Annotated in this window: 23 protein-coding genes; 17 read left to right on the top strand and 6 right to left on the bottom strand. The window is 54.7% G+C overall.

Annotated features, from left to right (window positions below; all coding sequences use genetic code 11):
* Positions 1-6 precede the first annotated feature (6 nt).
* Positions 7-2,025, bottom strand: coding sequence for a methyl-accepting chemotaxis protein (locus tag IMCC12053_RS06630; RefSeq protein ID WP_062217041.1), 2,019 nt, complete (start codon positions 2,023-2,025; stop codon positions 7-9).
* Between the two features lie 221 nt (positions 2,026-2,246).
* Positions 2,247-3,431, bottom strand: coding sequence for an NAD(P)/FAD-dependent oxidoreductase (locus IMCC12053_RS06625; protein ID WP_062217038.1), 1,185 nt, complete (start codon positions 3,429-3,431; stop codon positions 2,247-2,249).
* A gap of 168 nt (positions 3,432-3,599) precedes the next feature.
* On the opposite strand from IMCC12053_RS06625, the gene IMCC12053_RS06620 reads away from it, so the two are divergent.
* From IMCC12053_RS06620 to IMCC12053_RS06590, 7 genes are all read left to right on the top strand, one after another.
* Positions 3,600-4,277 carry an HAD family hydrolase gene (locus IMCC12053_RS06620; RefSeq protein ID WP_062217035.1) on the top strand — a complete coding sequence of 226 codons (678 nt, stop codon included), beginning with the start codon at positions 3,600-3,602 and terminating at the stop codon, positions 4,275-4,277.
* 1 nt (position 4,278) lies between these two features.
* Positions 4,279-5,238: a sugar-binding transcriptional regulator gene (locus IMCC12053_RS06615; RefSeq protein ID WP_062217032.1), complete on the top strand. Its 960-nt coding sequence runs from the start codon at positions 4,279-4,281 to the stop codon at positions 5,236-5,238.
* Positions 5,239-5,351: 113 nt separating this feature from the next.
* Positions 5,352-6,653: an ABC transporter substrate-binding protein gene (locus IMCC12053_RS06610; RefSeq protein WP_062217029.1), complete on the top strand. Its 1,302-nt coding sequence runs from the start codon at positions 5,352-5,354 to the stop codon at positions 6,651-6,653.
* Positions 6,654-6,763: 110 nt separating this feature from the next.
* A complete protein-coding gene (locus tag IMCC12053_RS06605; RefSeq protein WP_062217026.1) occupies positions 6,764-7,630 on the top strand; it encodes a carbohydrate ABC transporter permease in 867 nt (288 codons plus the stop codon).
* 12 nt (positions 7,631-7,642) lie between these two features.
* Entirely contained in the window at positions 7,643-8,473 is an 831-nt protein-coding gene (locus IMCC12053_RS06600; protein WP_062217023.1) for a carbohydrate ABC transporter permease, read from the top strand.
* A 12-nt stretch (positions 8,474-8,485) separates the two neighbouring features.
* Entirely contained in the window at positions 8,486-9,496 is a 1,011-nt protein-coding gene (locus tag IMCC12053_RS06595; RefSeq protein ID WP_062217020.1) for an ABC transporter ATP-binding protein, read from the top strand.
* A gap of 64 nt (positions 9,497-9,560) precedes the next feature.
* Entirely contained in the window at positions 9,561-11,033 is a 1,473-nt protein-coding gene (locus IMCC12053_RS06590; protein WP_062217018.1) for a mannitol dehydrogenase family protein, read from the top strand.
* Here the strand turns inward: IMCC12053_RS06590 and IMCC12053_RS06585 are convergent.
* The 3 genes from IMCC12053_RS06585 to IMCC12053_RS06575 are packed head-to-tail and all read right to left on the bottom strand — an operon-like array spanning position 11,030 to position 13,088.
* Positions 11,030-11,827 (bottom strand): metal ABC transporter permease, encoded by a 798-nt coding sequence (locus IMCC12053_RS06585; RefSeq protein ID WP_062217015.1) that lies wholly within the window; start codon positions 11,825-11,827, stop codon positions 11,030-11,032. The genes IMCC12053_RS06590 and IMCC12053_RS06585 overlap by 4 nt on opposite strands.
* The gene (znuC, locus tag IMCC12053_RS06580) at positions 11,824-12,609 is read right to left on the bottom strand and encodes a zinc ABC transporter ATP-binding protein ZnuC (RefSeq protein ID WP_062217013.1); all 786 of its coding nucleotides are present in this window, start codon (positions 12,607-12,609) and stop codon (positions 11,824-11,826) included. The genes IMCC12053_RS06585 and znuC overlap by 4 nt, the downstream gene beginning before the upstream one ends.
* Complete coding sequence (locus IMCC12053_RS06575; protein ID WP_062217010.1) at positions 12,606-13,088, bottom strand: Fur family transcriptional regulator; 483 nt, start codon at positions 13,086-13,088, stop codon at positions 12,606-12,608. The genes znuC and IMCC12053_RS06575 overlap by 4 nt, the downstream gene beginning before the upstream one ends.
* 92 nt (positions 13,089-13,180) lie before the next feature.
* Between IMCC12053_RS06575 and IMCC12053_RS06570 the strand changes: the two genes are divergently transcribed.
* The 9 genes from IMCC12053_RS06570 (at position 13,181) to IMCC12053_RS06530 (ending at position 20,420) form a co-directional block, all read left to right on the top strand.
* Positions 13,181-14,098 (top strand): zinc ABC transporter substrate-binding protein, encoded by a 918-nt coding sequence (locus IMCC12053_RS06570; RefSeq protein ID WP_062217007.1) that lies wholly within the window; start codon positions 13,181-13,183, stop codon positions 14,096-14,098.
* Between the two features lie 55 nt (positions 14,099-14,153).
* A complete protein-coding gene (locus IMCC12053_RS06565) occupies positions 14,154-14,948 on the top strand; it encodes a S49 family peptidase (protein ID WP_062217004.1) in 795 nt (264 codons plus the stop codon).
* Position 14,949: 1 nt separating this feature from the next.
* On the top strand, positions 14,950-15,117 hold the full coding sequence (locus tag IMCC12053_RS15940) for a hypothetical protein (protein WP_062217000.1): 168 nt from the start codon (positions 14,950-14,952) through the stop codon (positions 15,115-15,117).
* A complete protein-coding gene (locus IMCC12053_RS06555) occupies positions 15,117-16,073 on the top strand; it encodes a calcium/sodium antiporter (RefSeq protein ID WP_062216997.1) in 957 nt (318 codons plus the stop codon). The genes IMCC12053_RS15940 and IMCC12053_RS06555 overlap by 1 nt, the downstream gene beginning before the upstream one ends.
* Before the next feature lie 10 nt (positions 16,074-16,083).
* Positions 16,084-16,866, top strand: coding sequence for an SDR family oxidoreductase (locus tag IMCC12053_RS06550; RefSeq protein WP_062216994.1), 783 nt, complete (start codon positions 16,084-16,086; stop codon positions 16,864-16,866).
* Between the two features lie 303 nt (positions 16,867-17,169).
* Complete coding sequence (gene uvrC, locus IMCC12053_RS06545; protein ID WP_062216991.1) at positions 17,170-19,050, top strand: excinuclease ABC subunit UvrC; 1,881 nt, start codon at positions 17,170-17,172, stop codon at positions 19,048-19,050.
* A gap of 18 nt (positions 19,051-19,068) precedes the next feature.
* Complete coding sequence (gene pgsA, locus IMCC12053_RS06540; protein WP_062216990.1) at positions 19,069-19,740, top strand: CDP-diacylglycerol--glycerol-3-phosphate 3-phosphatidyltransferase; 672 nt, start codon at positions 19,069-19,071, stop codon at positions 19,738-19,740.
* Complete coding sequence (gene moaD / locus IMCC12053_RS06535; RefSeq protein ID WP_143089967.1) at positions 19,733-19,981, top strand: molybdopterin converting factor subunit 1; 249 nt, start codon at positions 19,733-19,735, stop codon at positions 19,979-19,981. The genes pgsA and moaD overlap by 8 nt, the downstream gene beginning before the upstream one ends.
* Position 19,982: 1 nt before the next feature.
* Positions 19,983-20,420, top strand: a complete 438-nt coding sequence (locus IMCC12053_RS06530; protein WP_062216987.1) for a molybdenum cofactor biosynthesis protein MoaE — start codon at positions 19,983-19,985, stop codon at positions 20,418-20,420.
* A 98-nt stretch (positions 20,421-20,518) separates the two neighbouring features.
* On the opposite strand, the gene IMCC12053_RS06525 is transcribed toward IMCC12053_RS06530, so the two are convergent.
* Positions 20,519-22,021, bottom strand: a complete 1,503-nt coding sequence (locus IMCC12053_RS06525) for a CoA-acylating methylmalonate-semialdehyde dehydrogenase (protein WP_062216984.1) — start codon at positions 22,019-22,021, stop codon at positions 20,519-20,521.
* Between the two features lie 172 nt (positions 22,022-22,193).
* Here IMCC12053_RS06525 and IMCC12053_RS06520 point away from each other — a divergent pair, with 172 nt between their 5' ends.
* Positions 22,194-23,081 carry a LysR family transcriptional regulator gene (locus IMCC12053_RS06520; RefSeq protein ID WP_062216981.1) on the top strand — a complete coding sequence of 296 codons (888 nt, stop codon included), beginning with the start codon at positions 22,194-22,196 and terminating at the stop codon, positions 23,079-23,081.
* Position 23,082: the final 1 nt, after the last annotated feature.

The raw sequence follows: 23,082 nt of genomic DNA, 5'->3' as shown, positions 1-23,082 counted from the left end.
TCTTGACTAGAGCCTAAAGTAATTTGCCTCATCATTTAGTGTGCGGGCCTGTTGTGTGAGGACGGTGACCGCGGCAGAGCTTTCTTCAAACATGGCTGCGTTTTGCTGCGTGACCTGATCGAGCTGATGGACCGAGGCATTGATCTCTGAAAGCCCGATGGACTGCTCCGACGCGGAGGTCGCGATGTCTTGTACCAAGGTGTTTACGGCCGTGATCAGGCTTTCAATGTCCGTGAGTGCCGCACCAGATTCATTCGCCAAACCGACGCCGGACTCTACTTGTTTTCCGGATGTCTCGATCAAACGCGCAATTTCACGCGCAGCATCGGATGAGCGCTGTGCCAGTGCGCGCACCTCGGAGGCCACAACGGCAAAGCCGCGACCGCTCTCGCCCGCGCGTGCTGCTTCGACGCCTGCGTTCAAGGCAAGCAGGTTTGTTTGAAAGGCAATGTCGTCGATGACCGAAGTGATTTTTGAGATTGCTTGAGAGCTGGTTTCGATATCTGCCATTGCTTTGACCGTTTGATCGACAAGATGTTTACCCTCGCTCGATCGGGTGTGCGCCCGCGATGCTGTTTCGGCTGAATCTTTGGCGCGTTTGGCCGCCATATCGACAGACTCGGTCATTTCCGTAATCGCCGATGCCGTTTGAACAAGTGCGGCGGCTTGGCGTTCTGTGCGTTGTCCCAAATTTGTGGAAGACGCCGCGATGCTTTCGACCTCATTGTGCATGTGGCCTGTTCCAACCGTGATCTGACTGATGAGGGTGGAGAGGCGTTTGATCGTGTCGTTGAAATCATTGCGCAAATGTTCCAATTCGCCGGGCATCTCATGAGGTAAATGTACAGTCAGATCGCCGTCTCGCAAGCGTGCCACTGCGTTTTGGAACTCGTTGATCGCTGTTTTTTGCGGCGTGACATCGGTTGCGAATTTTACAACCTTTGTCACGCGGCCTTTCGAGTTTAAAATCGGATTGTAGGTTGCATGAATGAATACGTCATGGCCATCTTTTGCAACACGGTGGAATTCACGTGTTTGAAAGTCGCCGTCATTCAGGCTCTTCCAAAAGGCTGCATAGTCTGCGGAATCGCGCTCCTGAGCAGTCACAAACATCGAATGATGCTTCCCTAAGATTTCCGCCTCTGTGTATCCCATGGCGTTTTGAAAATTCGTATTTGCCTGTAGGATAATACCCTCGGGTGAAAACTCGATGATGCCCTCGGATCGATCAATGGCTGCCATTTGGCCTGCAATGTCGAGCCTGCGTACCGTTTCGTCGGTAATGTCGGTAGCAATCTTCACGATGCCTTGTACGTCACCATTTGAGTTAAAAATTGGGTTGTAGGACGCCCGGATATAGATGTCAGAGCCGTCTTTCGCGCGCCGCGTGAATTCTGATTCTTGAAAAATACCAGCTTTTAGCTTGTCCCAAAATGCAACGTATGACGGGTCGTTTTTCTCATCGTCGTGGATGAAAATCGAATGGTGTTTCGCCCGCACCTCGTCAAGAGTGTACCCCATCAGGTTCAGGAAATTGTCGTTAGCGGCGGTGATGTACCCATCACAGGTGAATTCGATGACTGCTGTTGATCGATGAATTGCGGTAATTATTGAAGTCGCGCGTGATGCATCGGTTGCGGATTTTGTCACATCTGTCGCGACTTTTACAACGCCTGTGACGGTGCCGTCTGCATCACAAATCGGTACGTACGAGGCCTCAATAAACAACCGGTCTCCAGATTTGTGGCGGCGCGCAAAGGTGCGTTGCTGTGCTTGTCCGCCCGCCAGTTCGCTCCAAAACTGCCGGTACACTGCCGAGTTTGCATCTTGTGGAAACAAAAACATCGAATGATGGTGCCCTACGATCTCGTCTCGGGTGTACCCCATTGTTTTGCAAAACGGCTCACTTGCGTCCGAAATCGTGCCCTCTAGGTCAAACCAGACAACAGCCATTGAGCGGCTCAGGGCCGCTATGGGGGCATCGTGGGGCGTTGGAGCGATTTTGGATTGGCGAAAGTGAAACATGCTGAGATCCTAATTTAAGGTTGCTGCATGCTTACAATCGAAACCTCTAACATAAGGTTTAACTCTCAGTGTCTTGCACTGTCGATCTGGATTTGTGTAGCTGTGCCCGCATTGCTCGAGCCATCCATCATCTGGCTCGTTTGAAAATGCGTAGTGCTACTAAAGCTATCAAAGTCGAAGCTATGATGCGGTGAGCGTTGTTCAGCGCACCATGTGGGGCGTCAGTCGAACACCTTATGGCGTACTTGTTTCCATGCGGCCTTGAGCATCATCCTTGCGGTGAACTCACTTTTCACGAGCGAGACTACTTCGGCTTCATCAAGGCGTGAAAGGCGGTCAAGGCTTCGATCCCAATCTGCGGCGTCATATGTGGCGATCCGCTCATTTGCGGTAAAGCCGAAACTGTAATTGCGTTTTAAGTCTTTGCGGCATTCCAATTCGTAGCGCACCAATGGCGCGCGGCACCCTTGGGCAATCGCCTCGCCCAATCGTTCACCTAAAATGCGACCGAACTTGATCGCGATTCGGATGCCTTCGCCTACTGTGGGTGTCGCGAAGTTGGCGGTATCACCAACGCGGATGACATTGCCGAATACCAACTTGGGATCGTAAGGCACGGAGGGGATAATCCCAGCATTGACTTGCACGAGCGGCCCGAGTTCAAGGCCGTAACTTTCCAGAAATTCGGGTGTCACAACGCTGTTGTAGATGTCGCGCGGAGACAGGTCGCTGTCGGGTTGGATGATGCCGACCCCGATGCGGATATGGTTGTTTGGCGCAGGGAAAATCCACCCGTATCCTGATTTGACGGCTTGTCCGACAAATAAAACAGCGCGGTTTTTAGGCGCTGATTTGATTTCGAACTCATGCTCGATGCCAACACCAACACGGTCGGGCTTTTCCACCAATCCCAAATTGGACAAAACTGCATGCGGCGTCCCGGAGGCATCAACAATGAAACGAGACTTTATGCGAGAGGCCGTGATGGACCTCGACCGAATGGTAGAAACGAACCCATCATCTGTTTCTTCGGTCTGCATGAATTTGGTATCTGTATAGACCTCGGCACCTGCGCCGCGCGCCAGATCAGCGAGCCATTGATACGTCCCCGTGATGTCCAATACGGCGCATTTACGTTGTGCCAGCGGTTGGATGACCTCGCGATTGTCAGAGCGAAACATCAACTCGTCAATCTGTTGGTATAAGTGCGGTGGAACACCCAAAGCCTGCATGTCAGCCACCCATGTCCCGCCGGAGGTGCGCACGGGTTTGCCGATTTCGCGATCTTGATGGATGACAATTGTTTTGGCGTGAGGCGCAAGGGTATGCGCGGTGGCCAATCCCGCAGGGCCGCCACCAACAATCAATACGTCACATGTCAGGGTGTCGGATTCTAGATCGATCATAGCTAAAAACTCACTCAAAAATGCGTTGAAGACAGGTATAGACCCATTGGAGAGAATTGACGAGATGCGTAACTACGCCTTGGAAACCCTTTGCTCCTCGCGCATAACGGTCGCGGTCGCGCCGATTATAGTGCAGACCATCCACTGACGCGATGCAAAGGCGGGGCTATGGCTGATTTCGATTTGGTGATTTTTGATTTCGACGGCGTGATCGTTGATAGCGAAGTGATTTCAGCGCAAATGTTGATCGCCGAGTTGAAACATTACGATGTCCATGTCGACGGCGCATATGTTGCGCGGCACTTTTTAGGGCGTAGTTATCCTGTGGTCTTGCAGCAAATTCGTGACGAGTTTGGGGTTGTTTTGCCGGAGGGGTTCGAGGCGGATTATCGCGCCCGTTTATTGGCAGCGTTTGAGCAAAAACTCACGGCCATGCCTGGTATTAAGGCGGTTCTTGACGGCATCCGCACGCCCTATTGTGTCGCAACAAGTTCTAGTCCCGTGCGCCTCAAAAGCTCATTGGAAATGGTCGGACTTACCGCCTTTTTCGAGGGACGTTCTAATACGGCATCTGAGGTTGCGCGTGGCAAACCTGCACCCGATTTGTTCTTGCATGTAGCCAAACGATTTGGCGTTGAACCCTCGCGGTGTCTGGTGATTGAGGATTCTTTGGCGGGTGTTCGTGCGGGGCTTTCGGCGGGGATGACGGTTTGGCGGTTTGTGGGGGGCAGCCACTTGATAGGTCTTGAACTTCCGATCGACGAGACGGCGCAGCCACACCGTGTGTTTGCACATTTCGACGAATTATTTCAGATTGCGCCCGAACTAACGGGCGAGGCCACATAACATGGCGCAGGTAAACACAGACGATGGTGAACGCTCTAACCGCGGGTTAGCGGCACGGGCGGCGTGGATGTCGTATGTCGGCGGCATGACACAAGATCAGATTGCCCAAGAGCTGGGAATTTCGCGCCAACGGGCGCAGCGCCTCGTCGCGCGAGCCGGAGCCGAAGGGTTGATACGCGTGCGCATTGATCATCCGATCGCGGAATGTCTCGAATTAGAGCGGGCATTAAAGAGCCGGTTTGCATTGAATTCGGTGCGCGTGGCCCCCAATGCAGGTGACTCCGTCGACCCCAGTATTGGAATTGCAACCTTTGCCGCGCCGTTCGTTGAGCGCATTCTTGAGGATGTTGATCCACAGGTGATTGCACTGGGGACAGGGCGGACCCTGAGTATGGTCGTGGATCAGATGCAGGCCGTCGACGGCTCGCATCACAAACTTACCTCGCTGATCGGGAACGTTTCGCCCGATGGATCTGCCTCGTTTTACGAGGTGATTATGCGGCTCGCGGAAAAGGTCAATGCACCTCACTATCCAATGTCAGTCCCCGTTTTGGCGCGTAATGACGCCGAGATGGATCTCTACCTGTCATTGCCGCATGTGAGCGCGGCGCGCGCACTGGCCAAACAAGCGAGTACGGCGATTGTCGGCGTTGGGCAGATGGGGAACGATGCACCGCTTTTCGTCGACGGGTTCATCTCGGCGCAGCAGCTTAGCGAAGTTCAGGCGCTAGGGGCGGCGGGCGAAATTTGCAGTCACATGTTCGACGAAAATGGCCAAATGATTGATCATCCGGTCATCCGGCAGATGGTCGGATTGCTGCCTGACGTCTCCCATATGCGCGTGATTTGTATCGGCGGCGGTGCGAAAAAGTTGTCGGCAATCCGCGCGGCCCTGCGCGGCGGGCTAATTTCTGATCTGGTGACAGACGAAATTACGGCGCAAGCTCTTATAAATAATTAACTTTTTATTTGCCTGAAAAAAATGGCGTTGAATCACCTTGACAAGAATCATGTCCTCGGGTGAATATTTGTTCAACGGCTGAGCAATTGCTCACCGTCCAACGGGAGGAAACCATGAATACAACTATCCGCGTCCTTATGGGCGCCACGGCTCTGTCTGCTGTTGCTTTGACCGCACAAGCCGAAACTCTGACAATCGCAACTGTGAACAACGGCGACATGATCCGCATGCAGGGTCTGACAGATGATTTCACAGCCAAAACAGGCCACACTGTTGAGTGGGTCACTTTGGAAGAAAACGTTCTGCGCCAGCGCGTGACAACGGACATCTCCACCAAAGGTGGCGCGTTCGACATCATGACCATCGGCATGTACGAAACGCCTATCTGGGGCGCAAACGGTTGGTTGGTCCCATTGGACAACCTGTCCGAAGAGTATGACGTTGACGATATTTTGCCCGCAATGGCTGGTGGCCTGTCCCACGACGGTACGCTTTTCGCGGCACCGTTTTACGGCGAATCTTCGATGATCATGTACCGCACCGACCTGATGGAAGCTGCCGGTCTTGAAATGCCTGACGCGCCAACTTGGGACTTCATCCGCGAAGCCGCTGCAGCGATGACCGACCGTGACGCCGAAATCAACGGTATTTGCCTTCGCGGCAAAGCGGGTTGGGGTGAGGGCGGTGCTTTCATCACAGCTATGTCCAACTCCTTCGGTGCGCGCTGGTTCGACATGGACTGGAAAGCACAGTTCGACACGCAGCCTTGGGCTGATACGCTGAACTTCTACAAAGGCATGATGGACGAGTCTGGTCCTGCTGGTTACGCGACTAACGGTTTCAACGAAAACCTGTCGCTCTTCCAACAAGGCAAATGTGGCATGTGGATCGACGCAACTGTTGCGGCCTCCTTTGTGACAAACCCTGACGACTCAACTGTTGCAGATAGCGTTGGTTTCGCACTGGCACCCGACACTGGTTTGGGCAAACGCTCGAACTGGCTCTGGGCATGGGCACTGGCAATTCCTGCCGGCACTCAGAAACAAGACGCAGCTGTAGAGTTCGTCGAGTGGGCAACGTCTAAATCCTACATCGATCTCGTAGCCGCAAACGAAGGTTGGGCAAACGTTCCTCCGGGCGCACGTACATCGCTCTACGAAAACCCCAACTACCAAGCTGTTCCATTCGCTCAAAAGACACTGGACTCGATCCTGTCGGCTGATCCGAACAACTCGACCGTTGAGCCGTCACCATATGTTGGTGTTCAGTTTGCGGCGATCCCAGAATTCGCAGGCATCGCTACTGATGTGAGCCAAGAATTCTCGGCAGCTTACGCTGGTCAACAAACCGTTGAAGAAGCTCTTGCGAAAGCTCAAGCGATCACTACCGATGCAATGGAAGCCGCCGGCTACTAAGCTAGCGCTTTACGTCAGAGGGCAGCCAAGCGCTGCCCTCTCTCCATTCTCCGATTATCGACCAACTCATCCCACGGCGGCACATAGGCCGTCAGCAATAGAGGTGCGTCATGGCAACCCAGCATTCCCGATCTGCAGCCCGTATAATGATGGCGCCCGCAGTTGTCCTTCTTCTTGGTTGGATGCTTGTTCCCCTCATTATGACTCTCTACTTTTCGTTTAGAAATTACCTGCCAATGCGTGGCGGCGACCTTGGGTGGGCGGGTTTTGACAACTACGCCCGTTTCGTAACCTCCAGCGCGTTTTGGCCGTCCATCTTCACCACATTGATCATCGTCGGTAGCGTTCTCGCCATCACCGTGGTCCTCGGTGTGTTGCTTGCGATCCTTTTGAACCAACCGATGTGGGGACGCGGCTTTGTACGTATTCTTGTCATCGCACCGTTCTTTGTCATGCCAACCGTTTCGGCGCTGGTGTGGAAAAACATGTTCATGGACCCCAACTACGGGCTATTCGCATATCTTTGGAAATTCTTCGGTGCAGCGCCGGTTGAGTGGCTGAGCCAAGCCTCGCTGCCGTCGATCGTCATTATCGTAAGTTGGCAATGGCTGCCCTTCGCAACCCTAATCCTTTTGACGGCAATTCAGTCGCTAGACAGTGAGCAACTTGAAGCCGCTGAAATGGATGGAGCGCCTGCGACCAAACGCTTTGCCTTTATCACCCTGCCACACCTTGGCCGTTCAATTACGGTCGTTATTTTGATCCAGACGATCTTCCTGCTTTCGATTTTTGCCGAGATTTTTGTGACCACTGGCGGTGCCTTTGGAACAAAAACGCTTAGCTATCTGATCTTCCAGCGCGTTCTGGAAAGCCAGAATATCGGTCTGGGCTCCGCCGGTGGTGTCTATGCCATCATCCTCGCCAACATCGTTGCCATCTTCTTGATGCGCATCGTCGGCAAAAACCTAGACGCGTAAGGAGGGGCTCACATGTCACGTGCCGTTACAACACAGCGCAAAACGATCAATACAGTGGCTGCTTGGTCGATCGGGTTCCTGATCTTCTTTCCGATCTTGTGGACCATCCTCACGAGCTTCAAAACCGAAGCACAGGCTATTGCGGATCCGCCCATTTTCCTCGGGTTCAACTGGACTTTGGAAAACTACGGTGTGGTTCTAGAGCGTTCGAACTACATGCGGTTCTTGTGGAACTCGATCATCATCGCGGGGGGGTCTACGATCCTCGGGATCATCATTGCGGTTCCAGCCGCTTGGTCGATGGCCTTTGTGCCCTCTAACCGTACCAAAGACATTCTCCTGTGGATGCTCTCGACAAAGATGCTCCCCGCAGTTGGCGTTCTTTACCCGATATACCTGATCTTCATTCGTATGGGGATTTTGGACAGCCGTGTGGGTCTCGTTATCGTTCTGATGCTGATCAACCTCCCGATCATCGTTTGGATGCTATATACGTACTTCAAAGAGATCCCCGGCGAAATTCTCGAAGCTGCCCGTATGGATGGTGCAAGCCTGAAGGAAGAGATCTTTTACGTCCTGACGCCGATGGCCATTCCGGGCATCGCATCGACCTTGCTTTTGAATGTAATTCTAGCTTGGAACGAGGCGTTTTGGACCCTCAACCTGACGGCGGCGAAAGCGGCTCCTCTGACGGCTTTCATCGCGAGCTATTCTAGCCCCGAAGGCCTTTTTTACGCCAAACTTAGCGCAGCCTCGACGATGGCTATCGCACCAATTCTCATCCTTGGCTGGTTCAGCCAGAAACAGCTTGTCAGCGGCCTTACTTTTGGCGCTGTGAAATAAGGAACGGATACCATGGGACAAATCAAACTCGAAAACGTCACAAAAACCTTTGGTACGGTTGAGGTCATTCCACCTCTCAACCTCACAATCGAAGACGGCGAATTCACCGTCTTTGTTGGACCCTCGGGTTGTGGCAAATCCACACTCTTGCGCCTGATTGCGGGTCTTGAGGATGTCTCCGGCGGGGATATTCTCATCGATGGACAGGACTCTACCGAGCTTCCCCCCTCCAAACGTGGTCTGGCTATGGTGTTTCAATCCTATGCGCTCTACCCGCACATGTCGGTGCGCAAGAACATTGCCTTCCCGATGAAAATGGCGGGCATGGACAAGGCTGAACAGGATCGTCGCATTGAGAGCGCGGCCAAAGCGCTCAACCTCACCGACTATCTTGATCGTCGCCCCGGACAGCTTTCGGGTGGTCAGCGTCAGCGTGTTGCAATTGGCCGCGCCATTGTGCGTGAACCCTCTGCCTTCCTGTTTGACGAACCCCTGTCCAACCTCGACGCCGCGTTGCGCGTTGGCATGCGTTTGGAAATCTCCGAGCTGCACAAACGTCTCGCCACGACGATGGTTTATGTGACCCACGATCAGGTCGAAGCCATGACTATGGCCGACAAAATCGTCGTACTACGCGCAGGTTACATCGAGCAAGTCGGCTCGCCGATGGAGCTTTACCGTGCGCCACGCAACATCTTTGTCGCGGGCTTCATCGGGTCGCCAAAGATGAACCTGATCGAAGGGGCTGAGGCCGCGAAATATGATGCCAAAACCATCGGCATTCGCCCCGAGCACATTGAAATTGATCGTGAACAAGGGGACTGGAAAGGGACTGTTGGCGTATCCGAGCACCTTGGATCCGACACGTTTTTCCATGTCACTGTCGAGGGCTTTTCCGAGCCGCTGACGGTACGGGCCTCAGGCGAAGTTGAGTTGTCGTATGGCGCGACAGTTTATCTCACTCCAGACGCGACGCACCTTCACCGCTTTGGCGATGACGGCTTGCGTATTGGCGACGAATAGGTCGCCCTGTTCGGCCACACAACGTTTGAAAAGCTAGGAGCATAGGCTCCTGACGATTGGGAATATGACGATGAAACTGTGCAACGACACTTTAAATGATCTGCCTGACGCGATTGTGCGCCCGACCTATGACCGGTCTGCACTGACGGCGGGGATCGTGCACATTGGTCTTGGCAACTTTCATCGTGCTCACCAATCGTGGTATCTTCACCGGCTGATGCAGCAAGGATATGCGCAAGATTGGGCAATCGTTGGCGCGGGGGTTCGGCCCTATGACGAGGTCATGCGCCAAAAGATGGCGGCGCAGGACTATCTGACCACGCTGATCGAATTGGACCCGTCCAGTTCCTCTGCTGAGGTTGTAGGCTCCATGATCGACTACGTTCCCGTGGTTGAGGGGCATGGTCCATTGATCGAACGCATGGCACAGCCGGACATTCGCATCGTTGCACTGACCGTCACTGAGGGCGGTTATTTTATTGACCCTGCCACCCAGAGCTTTGACCAAACTCACCCTGATATCGTCCATGATGCGGCCAATCCAGCCGCGCCGCGCACGGCGTTCGGGGCCATTGTCGCCGCGCTGAAATTGCGCCGTGAACGTGGGGTTGGGCCATTTACCGGACAGTCGTGTGACAACCTTCAGGGCAACGGCGGCATTTTGCGTCAAACGATTGTGACACTTGCGCGGATGTCTGATCCTGATCTGGCGGACTGGATTGATGCAAATTGTACCTTCCCGAATTCAATGGTGGATTGCATCGTGCCCGCCACGGGTCCGCGCGAGCTTGAGTTCGCCCGTGATTTTGGAGTGAGTGATGATGTGCCTGTGACGCACGAAAACTTTCGCCAATGGGTGATTGAGGATGATTTTTGTGCGGGCCGTCCCGATTGGGACAAGGCAGGTGCTACATTTTCCGACCATGTGCATGACTACGAAGTGATGAAAATCCGTATCCTCAATGGTGGCCATCAAGTGATTTCTGACGCGGGCGAAGTGCTTGGTGTCGAGACGATTTCGGGCTGTATGGAGCATTCGAAGATTGCGGCATTGTTTGACAAGGTCGAGCGCGAAGAGATCATGCCTAACGTGAAACCTGTTCCGGAGTTCACGCCCGAGGATTACGTCAAGTTGATCCACGATCGGTTCTCGAACCCGAAGATCGTGGATACCACGCGCCGTGTGGCCTTTGATGGATCATCGCGCCAGCCAGGGTTCATCATTCCATCGGTGCGCGAAAGCTTGGCCGCGGGCCGGACGGTCGAGGGACTGGCGCTGTGTTCCGCAATCTGGGCGCGCTACTGTCTTGGTATTCGCGAAGACGGCACAACAGTTGAGCCGAATGATCCGTTTTGGGATGATCTCAAATCTTTGGCAGAACAGGCACAAGAAACGCCCAAGGCGTGGCTGTCGATGCGTCACATCTATGGCGATTTGGCCGAGGATGCGCGCTTTGCCGATGTGTTCGAAGCATGGCTCATTACCATCTATGCGGACGGAACCGAGGCGGCTATCGATAAGTATCTCGCCTCTTAATTCGCGCGTATCACCCGTGTGATTTGACCCAAGGCAAAGACCACCGCAGCCGCACATACAATGGTCGGACCTGTGGGCGTGTCGAAGATAAACGCGGCTTCTATTCCTGCTATGACCGATAGGACTCCGATTGCCACGGCGATGACGGCCATGCGTTCGGGTGATTGGGCAAAGGGACGCGCAGCAGCGGCGGGGATCAAAAGTATTGCCGCAATGAGTAACGCCCCAACAACCTTGATCGCGACGGCTACAACCATCGCCAGGGCAACGGATAAGATCAATTGTTCTCGGCGCGGGGATAGCCCTGCCGATGTTGCAAGGTCAGGGTTGAGCGTCGAGGTCAGCAATCCTTGCCACCGCCATACGAGCAAGCTGATCACCAATGCTGCACCCAACCAGATACCCAAGATATCCATACGGTCCACGGCCAAGATGTCACCAAACAAGTAAGACATGAGATCGACACGAACTCCGTCAACGAACGACACGGCGACAAGGCCAAAGGCGAGAGACGCGTGCGCCATTACGCCTAACATCGTGTCCATCGCAACGCCGCGTCCGTTGAGTGTCGAGACGGTCAAAGCCATGATGAGCGCCACGGCCATAACTCCTCCAAGGACGGAGACGTTAAACGTAAGCGCCAAGGCAACCCCGAGGATCGCTGCGTGGGCTGTGGCGTCACCAAAATACGCCATGCGCCGCCATACGACAAAACAGCCTAGGGGTGCTGCTGCCACCACAACACCGATACCGGCAAGAACGGCGCGCACCATGAAATCGTCTAGCATGCTCATGGCCTATCTCCGTGGTGGGTGTGATGCGCGGGGGCGTGTGTATGATCATGGTCGCAGACCTCATCGTCACACGCGTCATGGGTATGACTGTGTTCGTGACGGTAGAGGGCCAATGCCCCATGCGTTCCTGTGCCAAACAAGGCGCGGTATTCTGGGGCGGAGGCCACATGTTCAGGCTCGCCTTGGCAGCATACGTGGCCGTTGAGGCAAATCACCCGATCAGAGGCCGCCATAACAACATGCAATTCGTGACTGACCATCAAGACAGCACAGCCAAAGTCGCGGCGCACGCGGTCGATATGGTCATAGAAATCCGCTGATCCGGGTTGGTCGAGGCCTTGTGTAGCCTCATCGAGAATAAGGAGGTCAGGTTTGGCCAAGAGGGCACGTGCCAAAAGAACGCGCTGAAACTGGCCGCCGGAGAGATCAGCCATTTGACGGTCATGCAGGTGCCCCGCGCCTGTCTCGGTGAGGGCCATATCTGCGGCATTGTCCGAGACGCGGCGGGGCAGGGAGAGAAACCGGCGCACCGTCATCGGTAGCGTTGGATCAATATGAAGTTTTTGCGGTACGTAGCCGATCTTTAGGCCGGCTTTGCGCGTCACGCTGCCGCTATTGGGCGGGACGGCCCCAATTATCACGCGCAGCATCGTGGATTTTCCTGACCCGTTGGGGCCAACAATCGTGACGATTTCGCCCGTGTTGATCTCAAACGAAACGTCCGTGAGGACAGACCGTCCGCCAAGCGTCACGCCAACGTGGTTCAGTGCGACCAAGCTCATGTTTGTGGCTCCGTTTGACAGTTCGGGCAGAGACCTTCGGCCTCCAGTACGGCGCGCTCGATACTGAAACCCGTGGTCTGCGCAATTTGGTTGAGCATCCCTGTCTCGGGGTTGGTTTCGGCCTCGGCCACCGCGCCGCAGTCGCGACAAATCAAAAATGCAGGAGTATGGGATTCACTTGGATGCGCGCAGGCGATGAAGGCATTGAGGCGCTCGATCTTGTGGGCAAATCCGTTGGACGTCAAAAAGTCCAAGGCGCGATATGCCACTGGGGGTTGAGAGCCAAAGCCGTCAGCACGCAGGCGTTCCAAAACGTCATAGGCACCCAATGCGCGGTGTTCTTCAAGAAGGATTTCCAAGGTGCGCCGCCGCACTGGTGTGAGCTTCAACCCCAAGGTGTCACATCGCGCGTCGACCTGTGCCACGGCATCCGTGACGCAATGGCTATGATCGTGGCGTACGAACCCAAGCGGCTCCATTGGAGTATCCTTTTTAAGCTTGCGGTCTTGATATGTTATATTATTGCATATATCAAGGCGTCAAATGTAATAACATAACAGGAATTAGTGTGATGGCTCTTATCCGTCTTTCGACTTTGGCTTTTCTAGGCTCATTGGCCCCCGTTTTTGCGCAGGCTCCCGATGTTGTCACTGATATCCCCCCCGTTCATGGCCTCGTGTCGCGTGTGATGGAGGGGGTTGGAGCGCCGTTGAACTTGCTTGAGCAAGGCGCATCACCTCATGACTACGCGCTGCGCCCCTCCGATGCGGCCGCGTTGCAGAATGCTGATATTGTATTTTGGACGGGCGAAGGGCTTGCCCCGTGGTTGTCCAAAACGATTGAGCAGGTCGCGCCAGACGCCTTGTCGATCCCTTTGTCTACAGCTGAGGGTGTTATCCATTTGCCATTTAGAGAAAATGCTGTGTTCGACGAGCACGACGAGCACGACGAGCACGACGAGCATGATCACGGCGCTGGAGCGGACGATCCCCATATGTGGCTGGACCCAGAGAACGCAAAGGTTTGGATGCAGGCGATTGCGCGGACCTTGGCCGAGAAAGATCCAGAAAACGCGGTTCGCTACGAGGCAAACGCGAACGCGGGGATTGCCGAAATCGATGCTGCTATCGTGCGGATTTCCAAAGCGCTTGAGCCACTCCATGACCTGCGGTTTATCGTGTTTCATGACGCCTACCACTATTTCGAAGCCCGCTTTGGGGTTGAGGCGGTTGGGGCCGTTTCTATGAGCGATGCAAGTGCGCCAAGTCCCAAACGGATTGCCCAGTTGCAAGACGCGGTGGAACGATCAGGCGTCACCTGCGCGTTCAGTGAGCCGCAATACAACAGTCAGCTTGTTGATACAGTGCTTGGTAAAAGTGTCGGTGCGCGTGCCGTCATTGATCCGCTTGGCGCACATATAGAGGCGGGGCCACAGTTCTATATCGCTCTTTTGGATCACATCACTCAGGCGTTTGTGTCGTGCCAGTAGAATAGGGATGCTAACGCCCCTTGTTTGGGGCGGTTTGGGGCTCTACATCCGTTGTATGAAAAACTGGATCCCATTTTTGAAGTCTCAGCCGCGCGTGAACGTTGTGCGGCTTAGCGGAACCATTGTGACCAAGCGCGGTGGATTGAATGATCAGGCGCTTGCGTCCGCAATTGAACGTGCCTTCGGTAAGGGCAAGCCATCGGCAGTTGCCTTGTCGATCAATTCTCCGGGAGGATCCCCCGTTCAGTCGTCGTTGATCGCGGCACGCATCCGCCGTCTGGCAGACGAAAAGGACGTTCCCGTGTTTGCCTTTGTTGAGGATGTCGCGGCATCGGGCGGTTATTGGCTCGCGTGCGCGGCTGATAAAATATTCGTGGATCGCAGTTCTATCGTCGGCTCCATCGGTGTGATTTCTGCGGGCTTCGGGTTCGATCAATTGATTGCCAAATATGGTATTGAGCGGCGCGTCTACACCGCGGGCGGCTCAAAAAGCCAGCTTGATCCATTTCAGCCCGAACGCGACGAAGATGTTGTGCGCCTCAAAGCCCTGCAAGAAGACATTCACGTGGCCTTTGTCGAGCATGTAAAAGCCTCTCGTGAGGATCGGTTGTCGCAAGATGTCGAGCTGTTCGACGGTACGTATTGGACGGGTAAAACAAGTGTTGATCTTGGCTTGGCCGATGGGATCGGACATCTGTTGCCCATCATGAAAGAGATGTTTGGCGCCAAAACACGGTTTGCGGTCTTTGGCCCTAAAAAACCATTCTTGGGTCGGTTTGGCGCACAGATCATCGATGAGGCGGTCAACACCGTCGAAGAGCGCGGTCTTTGGGCGCGCTACGGGCTGTGACATGATCTTTAAAATTATTTCTGTCTTTATGATCTTTATTGCGGTGTTGGCGCTGTTCGGGCGTGTCCGTTTTCCGGGTCAGACAAAACTCGCCTCTATGACCTGTCCCAAATGCGGACGCTATGTCATTGGCAAAGGCCCATGCGCCTGTAAGAAAGGGAAGCCCTAATGGACTTTTTGACTGCTGCCGTAGGGCTTGTAGTGCTGCTATTCGCGGGGGATGCGTTGGTCCGCGGGGCTGTGAATCTGTCGCTTCGCCTTGGCGTGCCCGCGTTGATTGTTAGCCTAACCATCGTTGCATTCGGGACATCCGCGCCTGAATTTCTCATCTCTATTTCGGCTATTCACGAAGGGGTTCCGGGGCTTGCCCTTGGCAACATTGTGGGCTCGAACACTGCGAATGTGCTACTGGTAATGGGTATTCCCGCATTGATAACCACGCTACATGTGGTCGATAATTCGACCCGCGCCAGCTATCTTCAAATGATAGCCGCAACAGCACTGTTCACGGCCTTGGCGTTTATTGGCCCCTTTGGTCAGGTCTCGGGTTTGATTTTACTCGCTGCGCTAGGGTTTATGCTTGTCCATGCAGCACGTGCAGCGAGATCGCATCGTGCCAACGCGGCAGATGCCGCAGTCTGTGCGATGGATGAGGAAGACGTCGAAGGGGCCGACCCGCATATGGGGTGGCCCAAAATCATTGCTTTCCTTGTTGCAGGTTTGATTGGTTTGCCTATTGGCGCCGAGCTTTTGGTCAATGCCGCAACTCATATTGCACAATCGTTCGGGGTCTCGGACACTGTGATCGGTTTGACGCTTGTAGCTTTGGGGACATCGCTACCAGAACTTGCGACAACCGTGATGGCCGCGCTGCGCCGTCAGGCAGATGTGGCATTTGGCAACGTGATCGGCTCCAATATGTTCAACCTGTTGGGCATTATCGGTGTGGCCTCACTCGTCGGTCCCATTCCTGTCGCACCCGAAATTATGCGGTTCGATATCTGGGTGATGATTGCATCGTCACTTTTGTTGGGTGTGTTTGTGCTGCGCCGTAAAAGTATCACTTTGATCTGGGGTCTCACCCTGACAGCCCTATATGTCCTCTACATTGTGATGGTCTTTTAAGGGGAACACTATGAAACCACGGCGGGCATTGGTCACGGGCGCAGGCAAACGGCTTGGCCGTGCAATGGCTTTGTATCTTGGCGAGCGCGGATTCGACGTTGCCGTACATTATGCAACGTCCAAGGTCGAAGCCGATGAGGTCGTGGCCGAGCTGCGCCAGATGGGCGTCAAAGCGCAGGCCGTTCAAGCAGATCTGTTGATCGAAGACGAAGCTGCCCGATTGGTGGGACGTGCTGCACAAGCCCTTGGTGGACCATTGACGTTGCTTGTGAATAACGCGTCGATCTATGAGGCGGACAGCATCGAGGACGGCACGCGGTTCAGTTGGGATCGCCATATAGAGAGCAACCTGCGCGCGCCTGTTGTACTCACCCAAGCGTTTGCCGCTCAGGCTCCAGATGTGGAGACAGACACGCGCGGTGAGGCGCGTGCCACCGCGCTTGTGATCAATATGCTGGATCAGCGCGTTCAAAAACTGACGCCGAAATTCATGAGCTACACGATTGCCAAAATGGGGTTGTGGGCGTTTACCCAGACGGCGGCGCAGGGCCTCGCTCCGCGCATTCGTGTAAATGCCATTGGTCCCGGGCCGACACTACAGGGCGTGCATCAAGACCGAGATATGTTCACCGCACAACGCGCCGCGACTATCCTGAACAGAGGGTCCAACCTCGAAGATATCACCGCAGCTTTGGGGTATTTCATCGATGCCCATGGCGTCACAGGTCAGCTTTTATGTGTAGATGGCGGTCAGCATCTTGCGTGGAATACACCCGATATTTTGACCGATTAATACTATTGGGTATAGGTTCGGGCGCAAAGTTGTGCACTGCCAAATTCGAGCGCGCGTTAATATGAATAAAATGTAAATATTTTCAATGACTTGGCGGTTGTGATAAAAAATATTGTTTATTATCAATTAGTTATTTATGTGCCTATTTTTTAGGCAACCCGTAGAAGCCGCCTTATAACAACGGAAAAACCGCGATCACGAAAACTTATCATCAGAGTTATCCACAGATTCCGTGGATGAGTTTCCTCTTGCGACAGGTGCGGTAAGGTTGCAGCCAGACAGAAGAATCATACTTGGGTAGCCATGAGCATACAGACGGATGAAAAACGGGACAAAAATGTACCGCGCGGTCACAAGGTGATCGACGGGTATCTGCGGATGCTTGACGGATCTCCCGGTGTGTACCGGATGCTGGATCCCGAACATAACGTCCTCTACGTCGGCAAAGCGAAGAACCTCAAAAACCGCGTGTCCAACTACGCCCGCACCCACGGGCACAGCGCGCGTATTGCGCGGATGATTTCAGAAACCTCCCAGATGATGTTTTTGACCACGCGCACAGAGACCGAGGCGCTGCTGTTAGAGCAAAACCTCATCAAACAACTCAAGCCGCGCTACAATGTGCTGCTGCGCGACGACAAATCATTCCCGAATATTCTCGTGACGAAAGACCATGATTTTCCACAGATCGTAAAACATCGAGGCGCGAAGAAACGCAAAGGAGCTTATTATGGTCCCTTTGCATCCGCGAGCAACGTCAACAGCACGCTCAACCAGTTGCAGCGCGTGTTTTTGCTGCGCAATTGTTCGAACAGTGACTATGAGGGGCGCACGCGGCCCTGCCTGCAACATCAGATAAAACGGTGCATGGCGCCCTGTGTTGGGAAGATTTCCAAAGAGGACTACGCCCAATTGGTGGCGGACGCCGAGCGTTTTTTGCAAGGGAAAGACGCAGGACTTCAGGCGCGCTTGGCCAAGGAGATGGGCGAAGCGTCCGAAGCGATGGAGTTTGAAAAGGCCGCAGCCCTGCGGGACCGAATCCGTGCGATGACAAACGTGCAAACGGCCCAAGGGATCAATCCTAAAACTGTGTCGGAGGGGGATATCATCGGCCTTCACATGGAGGGCGGACAGGCCTGTGTTCAGGTGTTTTTCATTCGTGCGAACCAAAACTGGGGCAATCAGGATTTCTATCCGCGTATCGGTGCAGATGTGTCCGAAGCCGAAGTCATGGGGGCCTTTATCGGTCAGTTCTACGACCAAAAAGAGCCGCCGCGCCAATTGATCTTGAGCCATGATGTCGAGGACAAGGAGCTGTTGGCTCAAGCACTATCTGAGAAGGCGGGGCGCAAGGTCGAGGTGCTCGTTCCCCAACGGGGAGAGAAGTCCGAATTGGTATCGGGTGCTGTGCGCAACGCGCGTGAAAGCCTTGGCCGCAAAATGTCCGAGAGTGCGGCGCAAACCAAGTTGCTCAAGGGCGTGGCGGAGGCATTCGGCTTGCCCTCCATGCCAACGCGCATCGAGGCTTACGACAACTCCCACATCCAAGGGGCGCATGCCGTCGGCGCGATGATTGTAGCGGGGCCAGAGGGGTTCCTGAAATCCCAATACCGTAAGTTCGATATTAAGGGAGACGGGATCACGGCGGGCGATGATTTTGGCATGATGAAAGAGGTCATGACGCGCCGTTTCAAACGTCTGTTGAAAGACGATCCTGAGCGCAAGGGCGACACATGGCCAAGTCTGTTGTTGATTGATGGGGGCGCCGGACAGGTGTCGGCGGTCCAAGAGATCATGACGGAATTGGGTGTAACGGATATCCCGATGGTCGGTGTGGCCAAAGGCGTGGACCGCGACCACGGCAAAGAAGAGTTCTACCGCACGGGCAAACGCCCCTTTGCGCTGCAACGCAATGACCCTGTGCTGTATTTCATTCAACGCATCCGCGATGAGGTGCACCGTTTTGCAATCGGGACACACCGCGCAAAGCGGTCCAAGGCCATTAGTGCAACGCCTCTGGATGATGTTCCGGGCGTTGGGGCCATGCGCAAACGCGCCTTGTTGGCGCACTTTGGCTCGGCCAAGGCGGTGGGGCTTGCAAACCTTTCCGACCTTAAGGCGGTGGATGGAATTTCGGAAACGGTCGCACAGACACTCTACGACTTCTTCCATGAGGGCGGATAAGGTTGTAAGGACGTACACATGATTTGGAACATCCCTAATATACTCACCGTATTTCGGTTGCTGTGTGCGCCTGCCATTGCAATCGTCTTTCTCGTTTTGCCGCATCCTTATTCCGATTGGGCGGCGGTTTTGTTGTTCATTGGTGCCTCGCTGACGGACTATGTGGACGGCTATCTAGCGCGCTCGTGGAAGCAAACATCGCGGTTCGGAGCGATGCTTGATCCTATTGCTGATAAGGCGATGGTGATGACGGCGATTGCGGTTTTGGCGATGAATTTTGGTGCGTCCTTTTTGATCATTTTCCCCGCTGCATTCATCATTTTGCGTGAGACGTTTGTGTCGGGTTTGCGCGAGTTTTTGGGCGCCACGGCAGGTCTTTTGAAGGTCACAAAACTGGCCAAATGGAAGACGGCCTCGCAAATGGTCTCTATCGCGGTGCTTCTCTCGTATGGCCTGTTTTCTCACTATGTGGGTATGGGAACATTCGGCATGGATGGCGTGACCGTGGACGGTATTTTGTCGGGCGACATCGAGGACGTGCACGGGCTTGCATGGCAATATTTCGGGATGGTTTGGACCTACACGGGCGGGATCGTTTTGTTCTGGATTGCGGCGCTTTTGACGGTCATCACGGGTGCGGATTATTTGCGCAAAGCCATGCCCTATTTGCGTGATGCGTCCGATGATTGATGTGCTTTATTTCGCATGGGTGCGTGAGCGCATTGGTTTGCCGCGTGAACAGGTCGAGACACAGGCGGCAACGGTTGCGGATCTCATTGATGAGCTAAAGGCCCGCGAAGAGAGATATGCCTTTGCATTCGAGGACTTAAGCGCACTGCGCGTGGCGGTTGATCAAGAATTGGTGGACTTTGATGCGCCCCTCAATGGGGTGCGCGAAGTGGCTTTCTTTCCGCCTATGACAGGGGGCTGATATGCGGATCTCGGTTCAGGCGGAGGACTTCGATCTGGCCCGATCACTTGATGGCTTTGGCCGCGCGCCAAACACGGGTGCCACGGTGAGTTTTACGGGGCTTGTGCGCGATGACACTGGCGACCTTCAGCACATGGAAATTGAGCATTATCCCGGCATGTGTGAGGCGGCGATTGAGGCCATTGTGGCGGACGCTGTGGCGCGGTGGTCGCTGTCTGATTGTTTGGTTATTCACCGTTACGGAAAACTCGTGGTCGCAGAGCAAATCATGATGGTTGCCACCGCCGCGCGTCACCGTGTCGAGGCGTTTGAGGCGGCGGAATATTTGATGGATTATCTCAAATCGCGCGCCCCGTTTTGGAAGAAAGAAGTGACCAAATCAGGTGCGGATTGGGTCGCGGCTAAGGACGTGGATGAGGACGCTTTGCGGCGCTGGTGAACGTGTCGGCCACTCGTCGGCCTTTCGTCGGCCTTGCGTCGGGCACGATCACGAAAAAGGCGCCCCGAGAGGCGCCTTTTGTTTTGAACGGATTTTGTTTAGCCAAGGGTCGGCATTGTGAACTCGGCCTCGGTACGCTGACCTGAGGGCCACCGCTGTGTCGTGGTTTTGATACGGGTGTAGAATCGAACACCCTCCATCCCGTGCATGTGGTGATCGCCAAAGATCGACGCTTTCCAACCGCCAAAGGAGTGGAAGGCCATTGGCACGGGGATCGGCACGTTGATGCCGACCATTCCGACCTCAATGTCTTGGGCAAAGGCGCGCGCGGTGTCGCCGTCACGGGTAAAGATCGCGGTGCCGTTGGCAAATTCGCACTGATCAATGAGGGCGACCGCATCGTCATAGGAATTGCGGCGCACCACGGACAGGACAGGCCCAAAAATCTCTTCTTTCCAGATTTTCATGTCGGTGGTTACGTTGTCGATCAAGGTGCCGCCAACATAATATCCGTTTTCATAGCCCTGCATGTCTTGTTTGAAGTCACGACCATCAACGATGACTTTTGCACCCTCGGCCTCGCCGCTATCGATGTAGCCTAGGATTTTCTCTTGGGCGGCCTTGGTGACGACTGGCCCCATATCGGAGGCGCTATCAGCCGCGGGGCCAACCTTGAGCGCTTTGATCATCGGGGTGAGTTTGTCGATGAGCGCATCGGCCACGGCGTCCGTTACGGGGACGGCCACGGAGATCGCCATACAGCGCTCGCCCGCAGAGCCAAATGCCGCGCCCATCAATGCGTTTGCGGCCATGTCGAGGTCGGCGTCAGGCATGATGACCATGTGGTTTTTCGCGCCACCAAGAGCCTGAACGCGTTTGCCGTTGGCTGTGCCCGTCTGGTAGATGTATTGGGCGATGGGCGTCGAGCCGACAAAGGAAATCGCTTTGACGTCCGGGTTGTTCAGCAGGGCATCTACGGCTTCTTTGTCGCCTTGGACCACGTTGAATACACCATCTGGGAGACCCGCTTCTTTCAGCCAGTCGGCCATGAGCAGGGATGCGGATGGGTCGCGTTCGGAGGGTTTCAGGATAAAGGTGTTGCCCGTGGCCAAAGCGACAGGGAACATCCACATTGGCACCATTGCGGGGAAGTTGAACGGTGTGATGCCGGCCACAACCCCAAGCGATTGGCGGATGTTGAAGCTATCAACGCCTGTGCCAACGTTTTCGGAAAACTCACCCTTCAGAAAGCTGGGTGCGCCAACGGCAAATTCGACCACTTCGAGACCACGGGTCACTTCGCCCACGGCGTCATCATGGGTTTTGCCATGCTCGTTAGAAATAGCGCGGGCCAATTCGTCGGCGCGGTCCCACAAAATGCTTTTGAATTTGTCGAGTATGCGTGCGCGGCGTAGAGGCGGTGTTTTCGACCATGCTGGCCATGCGGCTTTGGCGGCTGCGACAACGGCGTCCACTTCGGCGGTTGTGGCCAGTGCAACGGTTTTCTCGCTTTCGCCTGTCGCGGGGTTGAACACGGGCTGGCTGCGGCCGGAGGTGGAGGCAACATGCGCGTTGTTGATGAAGTGTGCGATCTCGGTCATGGGGAAGTTCCTTGCGTGAGGGTTGCGCTATAGGCGTGCCGTGACGCAACGTGCGTCCGGCGATTGCAAAGACATTACACGCGTTGCTTTTTGCAACAAACCTCGGCAATTGTGATTTAAGGTATGCAAATATGCATAGTAAAAGGTGTTGAATGGGTGCTAGAAGCTCTGAATGAATTGGGAAGACGGTAAACTTTTTCTAGCTGTGGCGCGCGAGGGCAAGATGCTCACGGCGGCGCGAAAGCTTGGGTTGAACCAAGCAACGCTCAGCCGCCGTTTGTCGGCCTTTGAGGCAGAGTTGCAAGCCACGCTTTTGGTGCGTGGCCCATCCGGTTGCGTGTTGACCGACGATGGCGAGGCGCTTGTGACCAAACTTGAGCGCGCTGAAAGTGCGATGCTTGAGGGGCAGGCGTTGTTTAATTCTACCGATACGCGGCCAAGTGGTGTGGTTCGCATCGGTGCGCCTGACGGGTTTGGGGTGTCCTACCTCACGCCGCGCTTGTCGCCGCTGTTGGATCGCTATCCCGATTTGCGAATCGAGCTTGTCGCTATACCGCGCAGTTTTTCGCTGTCTCAGAGAGAGGCGGATCTGGCCATTATGGTTGGGCGGCCTGAAAAAGGTCGGCTGATCGCGCGCAAGTTGACGTCCTATTCCCTCGGACTTTATGCGTCCAAGCGCTATCTTGAACACCACGGGGTGCCGCCGTCAGAGCCGCCGTTCACGGGGCATCGGGTCATCGGATATGTCGAGGATTTGCTGTTTTCACCTTCATTGGATTACGCGTCCGATTATTTTGGCGGGACGCGTGCACAGCTGGGTATTTCATCCGCGATCGCGCAAATGGAGGCGGTGAAGGCAGGCGCGGGCATTGGTGTTTTGCACGACTATCTTGCGGTGCATGAACCCGAATTGGTCCGGCTTGCATCACCCGTCGAGACGCGCCGCGAATACTGGCTTGCCTATCATGAATCGCAAAAAGAGTTACGCCGTCTCAAGGTCGTGTCGGACTACATCACGGGGCTGGTGACGCGTGACAAGGGATGGATCGTCGATGCGTGAG

The organism is Celeribacter marinus (genome assembly GCF_001308265.1).
In the GTDB taxonomy this organism is placed as follows: domain Bacteria; phylum Pseudomonadota; class Alphaproteobacteria; order Rhodobacterales; family Rhodobacteraceae; genus Celeribacter; species Celeribacter marinus.
Note: the sequence above shows the minus strand (reverse complement) of the source record. Positions and strands in the feature narration are given on the sequence as shown.

Coding starts and splice junctions, on each gene's coding strand:
- IMCC12053_RS06630 (WP_062217041.1), bottom strand. CDS start 2,025: ATGTTTCACTTTCGCCAATCCAAAATCGCTCCAACGCCCCACGATGCC.
- IMCC12053_RS06625 (WP_062217038.1), bottom strand. CDS start 3,431: ATGATCGATCTAGAATCCGACACCCTGACATGTGACGTATTGATTGTT.
- IMCC12053_RS06620 (WP_062217035.1), top strand. CDS start 3,600: ATGGCTGATTTCGATTTGGTGATTTTTGATTTCGACGGCGTGATCGTT.
- IMCC12053_RS06615 (WP_062217032.1), top strand. CDS start 4,279: ATGGCGCAGGTAAACACAGACGATGGTGAACGCTCTAACCGCGGGTTA.
- IMCC12053_RS06610 (WP_062217029.1), top strand. CDS start 5,352: ATGAATACAACTATCCGCGTCCTTATGGGCGCCACGGCTCTGTCTGCT.
- IMCC12053_RS06605 (WP_062217026.1), top strand. CDS start 6,764: ATGGCAACCCAGCATTCCCGATCTGCAGCCCGTATAATGATGGCGCCC.
- IMCC12053_RS06600 (WP_062217023.1), top strand. CDS start 7,643: ATGTCACGTGCCGTTACAACACAGCGCAAAACGATCAATACAGTGGCT.
- IMCC12053_RS06595 (WP_062217020.1), top strand. CDS start 8,486: ATGGGACAAATCAAACTCGAAAACGTCACAAAAACCTTTGGTACGGTT.
- IMCC12053_RS06590 (WP_062217018.1), top strand. CDS start 9,561: ATGACGATGAAACTGTGCAACGACACTTTAAATGATCTGCCTGACGCG.
- IMCC12053_RS06585 (WP_062217015.1), bottom strand. CDS start 11,827: ATGAGCATGCTAGACGATTTCATGGTGCGCGCCGTTCTTGCCGGTATC.
- znuC (WP_062217013.1), bottom strand. CDS start 12,609: ATGAGCTTGGTCGCACTGAACCACGTTGGCGTGACGCTTGGCGGACGG.
- IMCC12053_RS06575 (WP_062217010.1), bottom strand. CDS start 13,088: ATGGAGCCGCTTGGGTTCGTACGCCACGATCATAGCCATTGCGTCACG.
- IMCC12053_RS06570 (WP_062217007.1), top strand. CDS start 13,181: ATGGCTCTTATCCGTCTTTCGACTTTGGCTTTTCTAGGCTCATTGGCC.
- IMCC12053_RS06565 (WP_062217004.1), top strand. CDS start 14,154: ATGAAAAACTGGATCCCATTTTTGAAGTCTCAGCCGCGCGTGAACGTT.
- IMCC12053_RS15940 (WP_062217000.1), top strand. CDS start 14,950: ATGATCTTTAAAATTATTTCTGTCTTTATGATCTTTATTGCGGTGTTG.
- IMCC12053_RS06555 (WP_062216997.1), top strand. CDS start 15,117: ATGGACTTTTTGACTGCTGCCGTAGGGCTTGTAGTGCTGCTATTCGCG.
- IMCC12053_RS06550 (WP_062216994.1), top strand. CDS start 16,084: ATGAAACCACGGCGGGCATTGGTCACGGGCGCAGGCAAACGGCTTGGC.
- uvrC (WP_062216991.1), top strand. CDS start 17,170: ATGAGCATACAGACGGATGAAAAACGGGACAAAAATGTACCGCGCGGT.
- pgsA (WP_062216990.1), top strand. CDS start 19,069: ATGATTTGGAACATCCCTAATATACTCACCGTATTTCGGTTGCTGTGT.
- moaD (WP_143089967.1), top strand. CDS start 19,733: ATGATTGATGTGCTTTATTTCGCATGGGTGCGTGAGCGCATTGGTTTG.
- IMCC12053_RS06530 (WP_062216987.1), top strand. CDS start 19,983: ATGCGGATCTCGGTTCAGGCGGAGGACTTCGATCTGGCCCGATCACTT.
- IMCC12053_RS06525 (WP_062216984.1), bottom strand. CDS start 22,021: ATGACCGAGATCGCACACTTCATCAACAACGCGCATGTTGCCTCCACC.
- IMCC12053_RS06520 (WP_062216981.1), top strand. CDS start 22,194: ATGAATTGGGAAGACGGTAAACTTTTTCTAGCTGTGGCGCGCGAGGGC.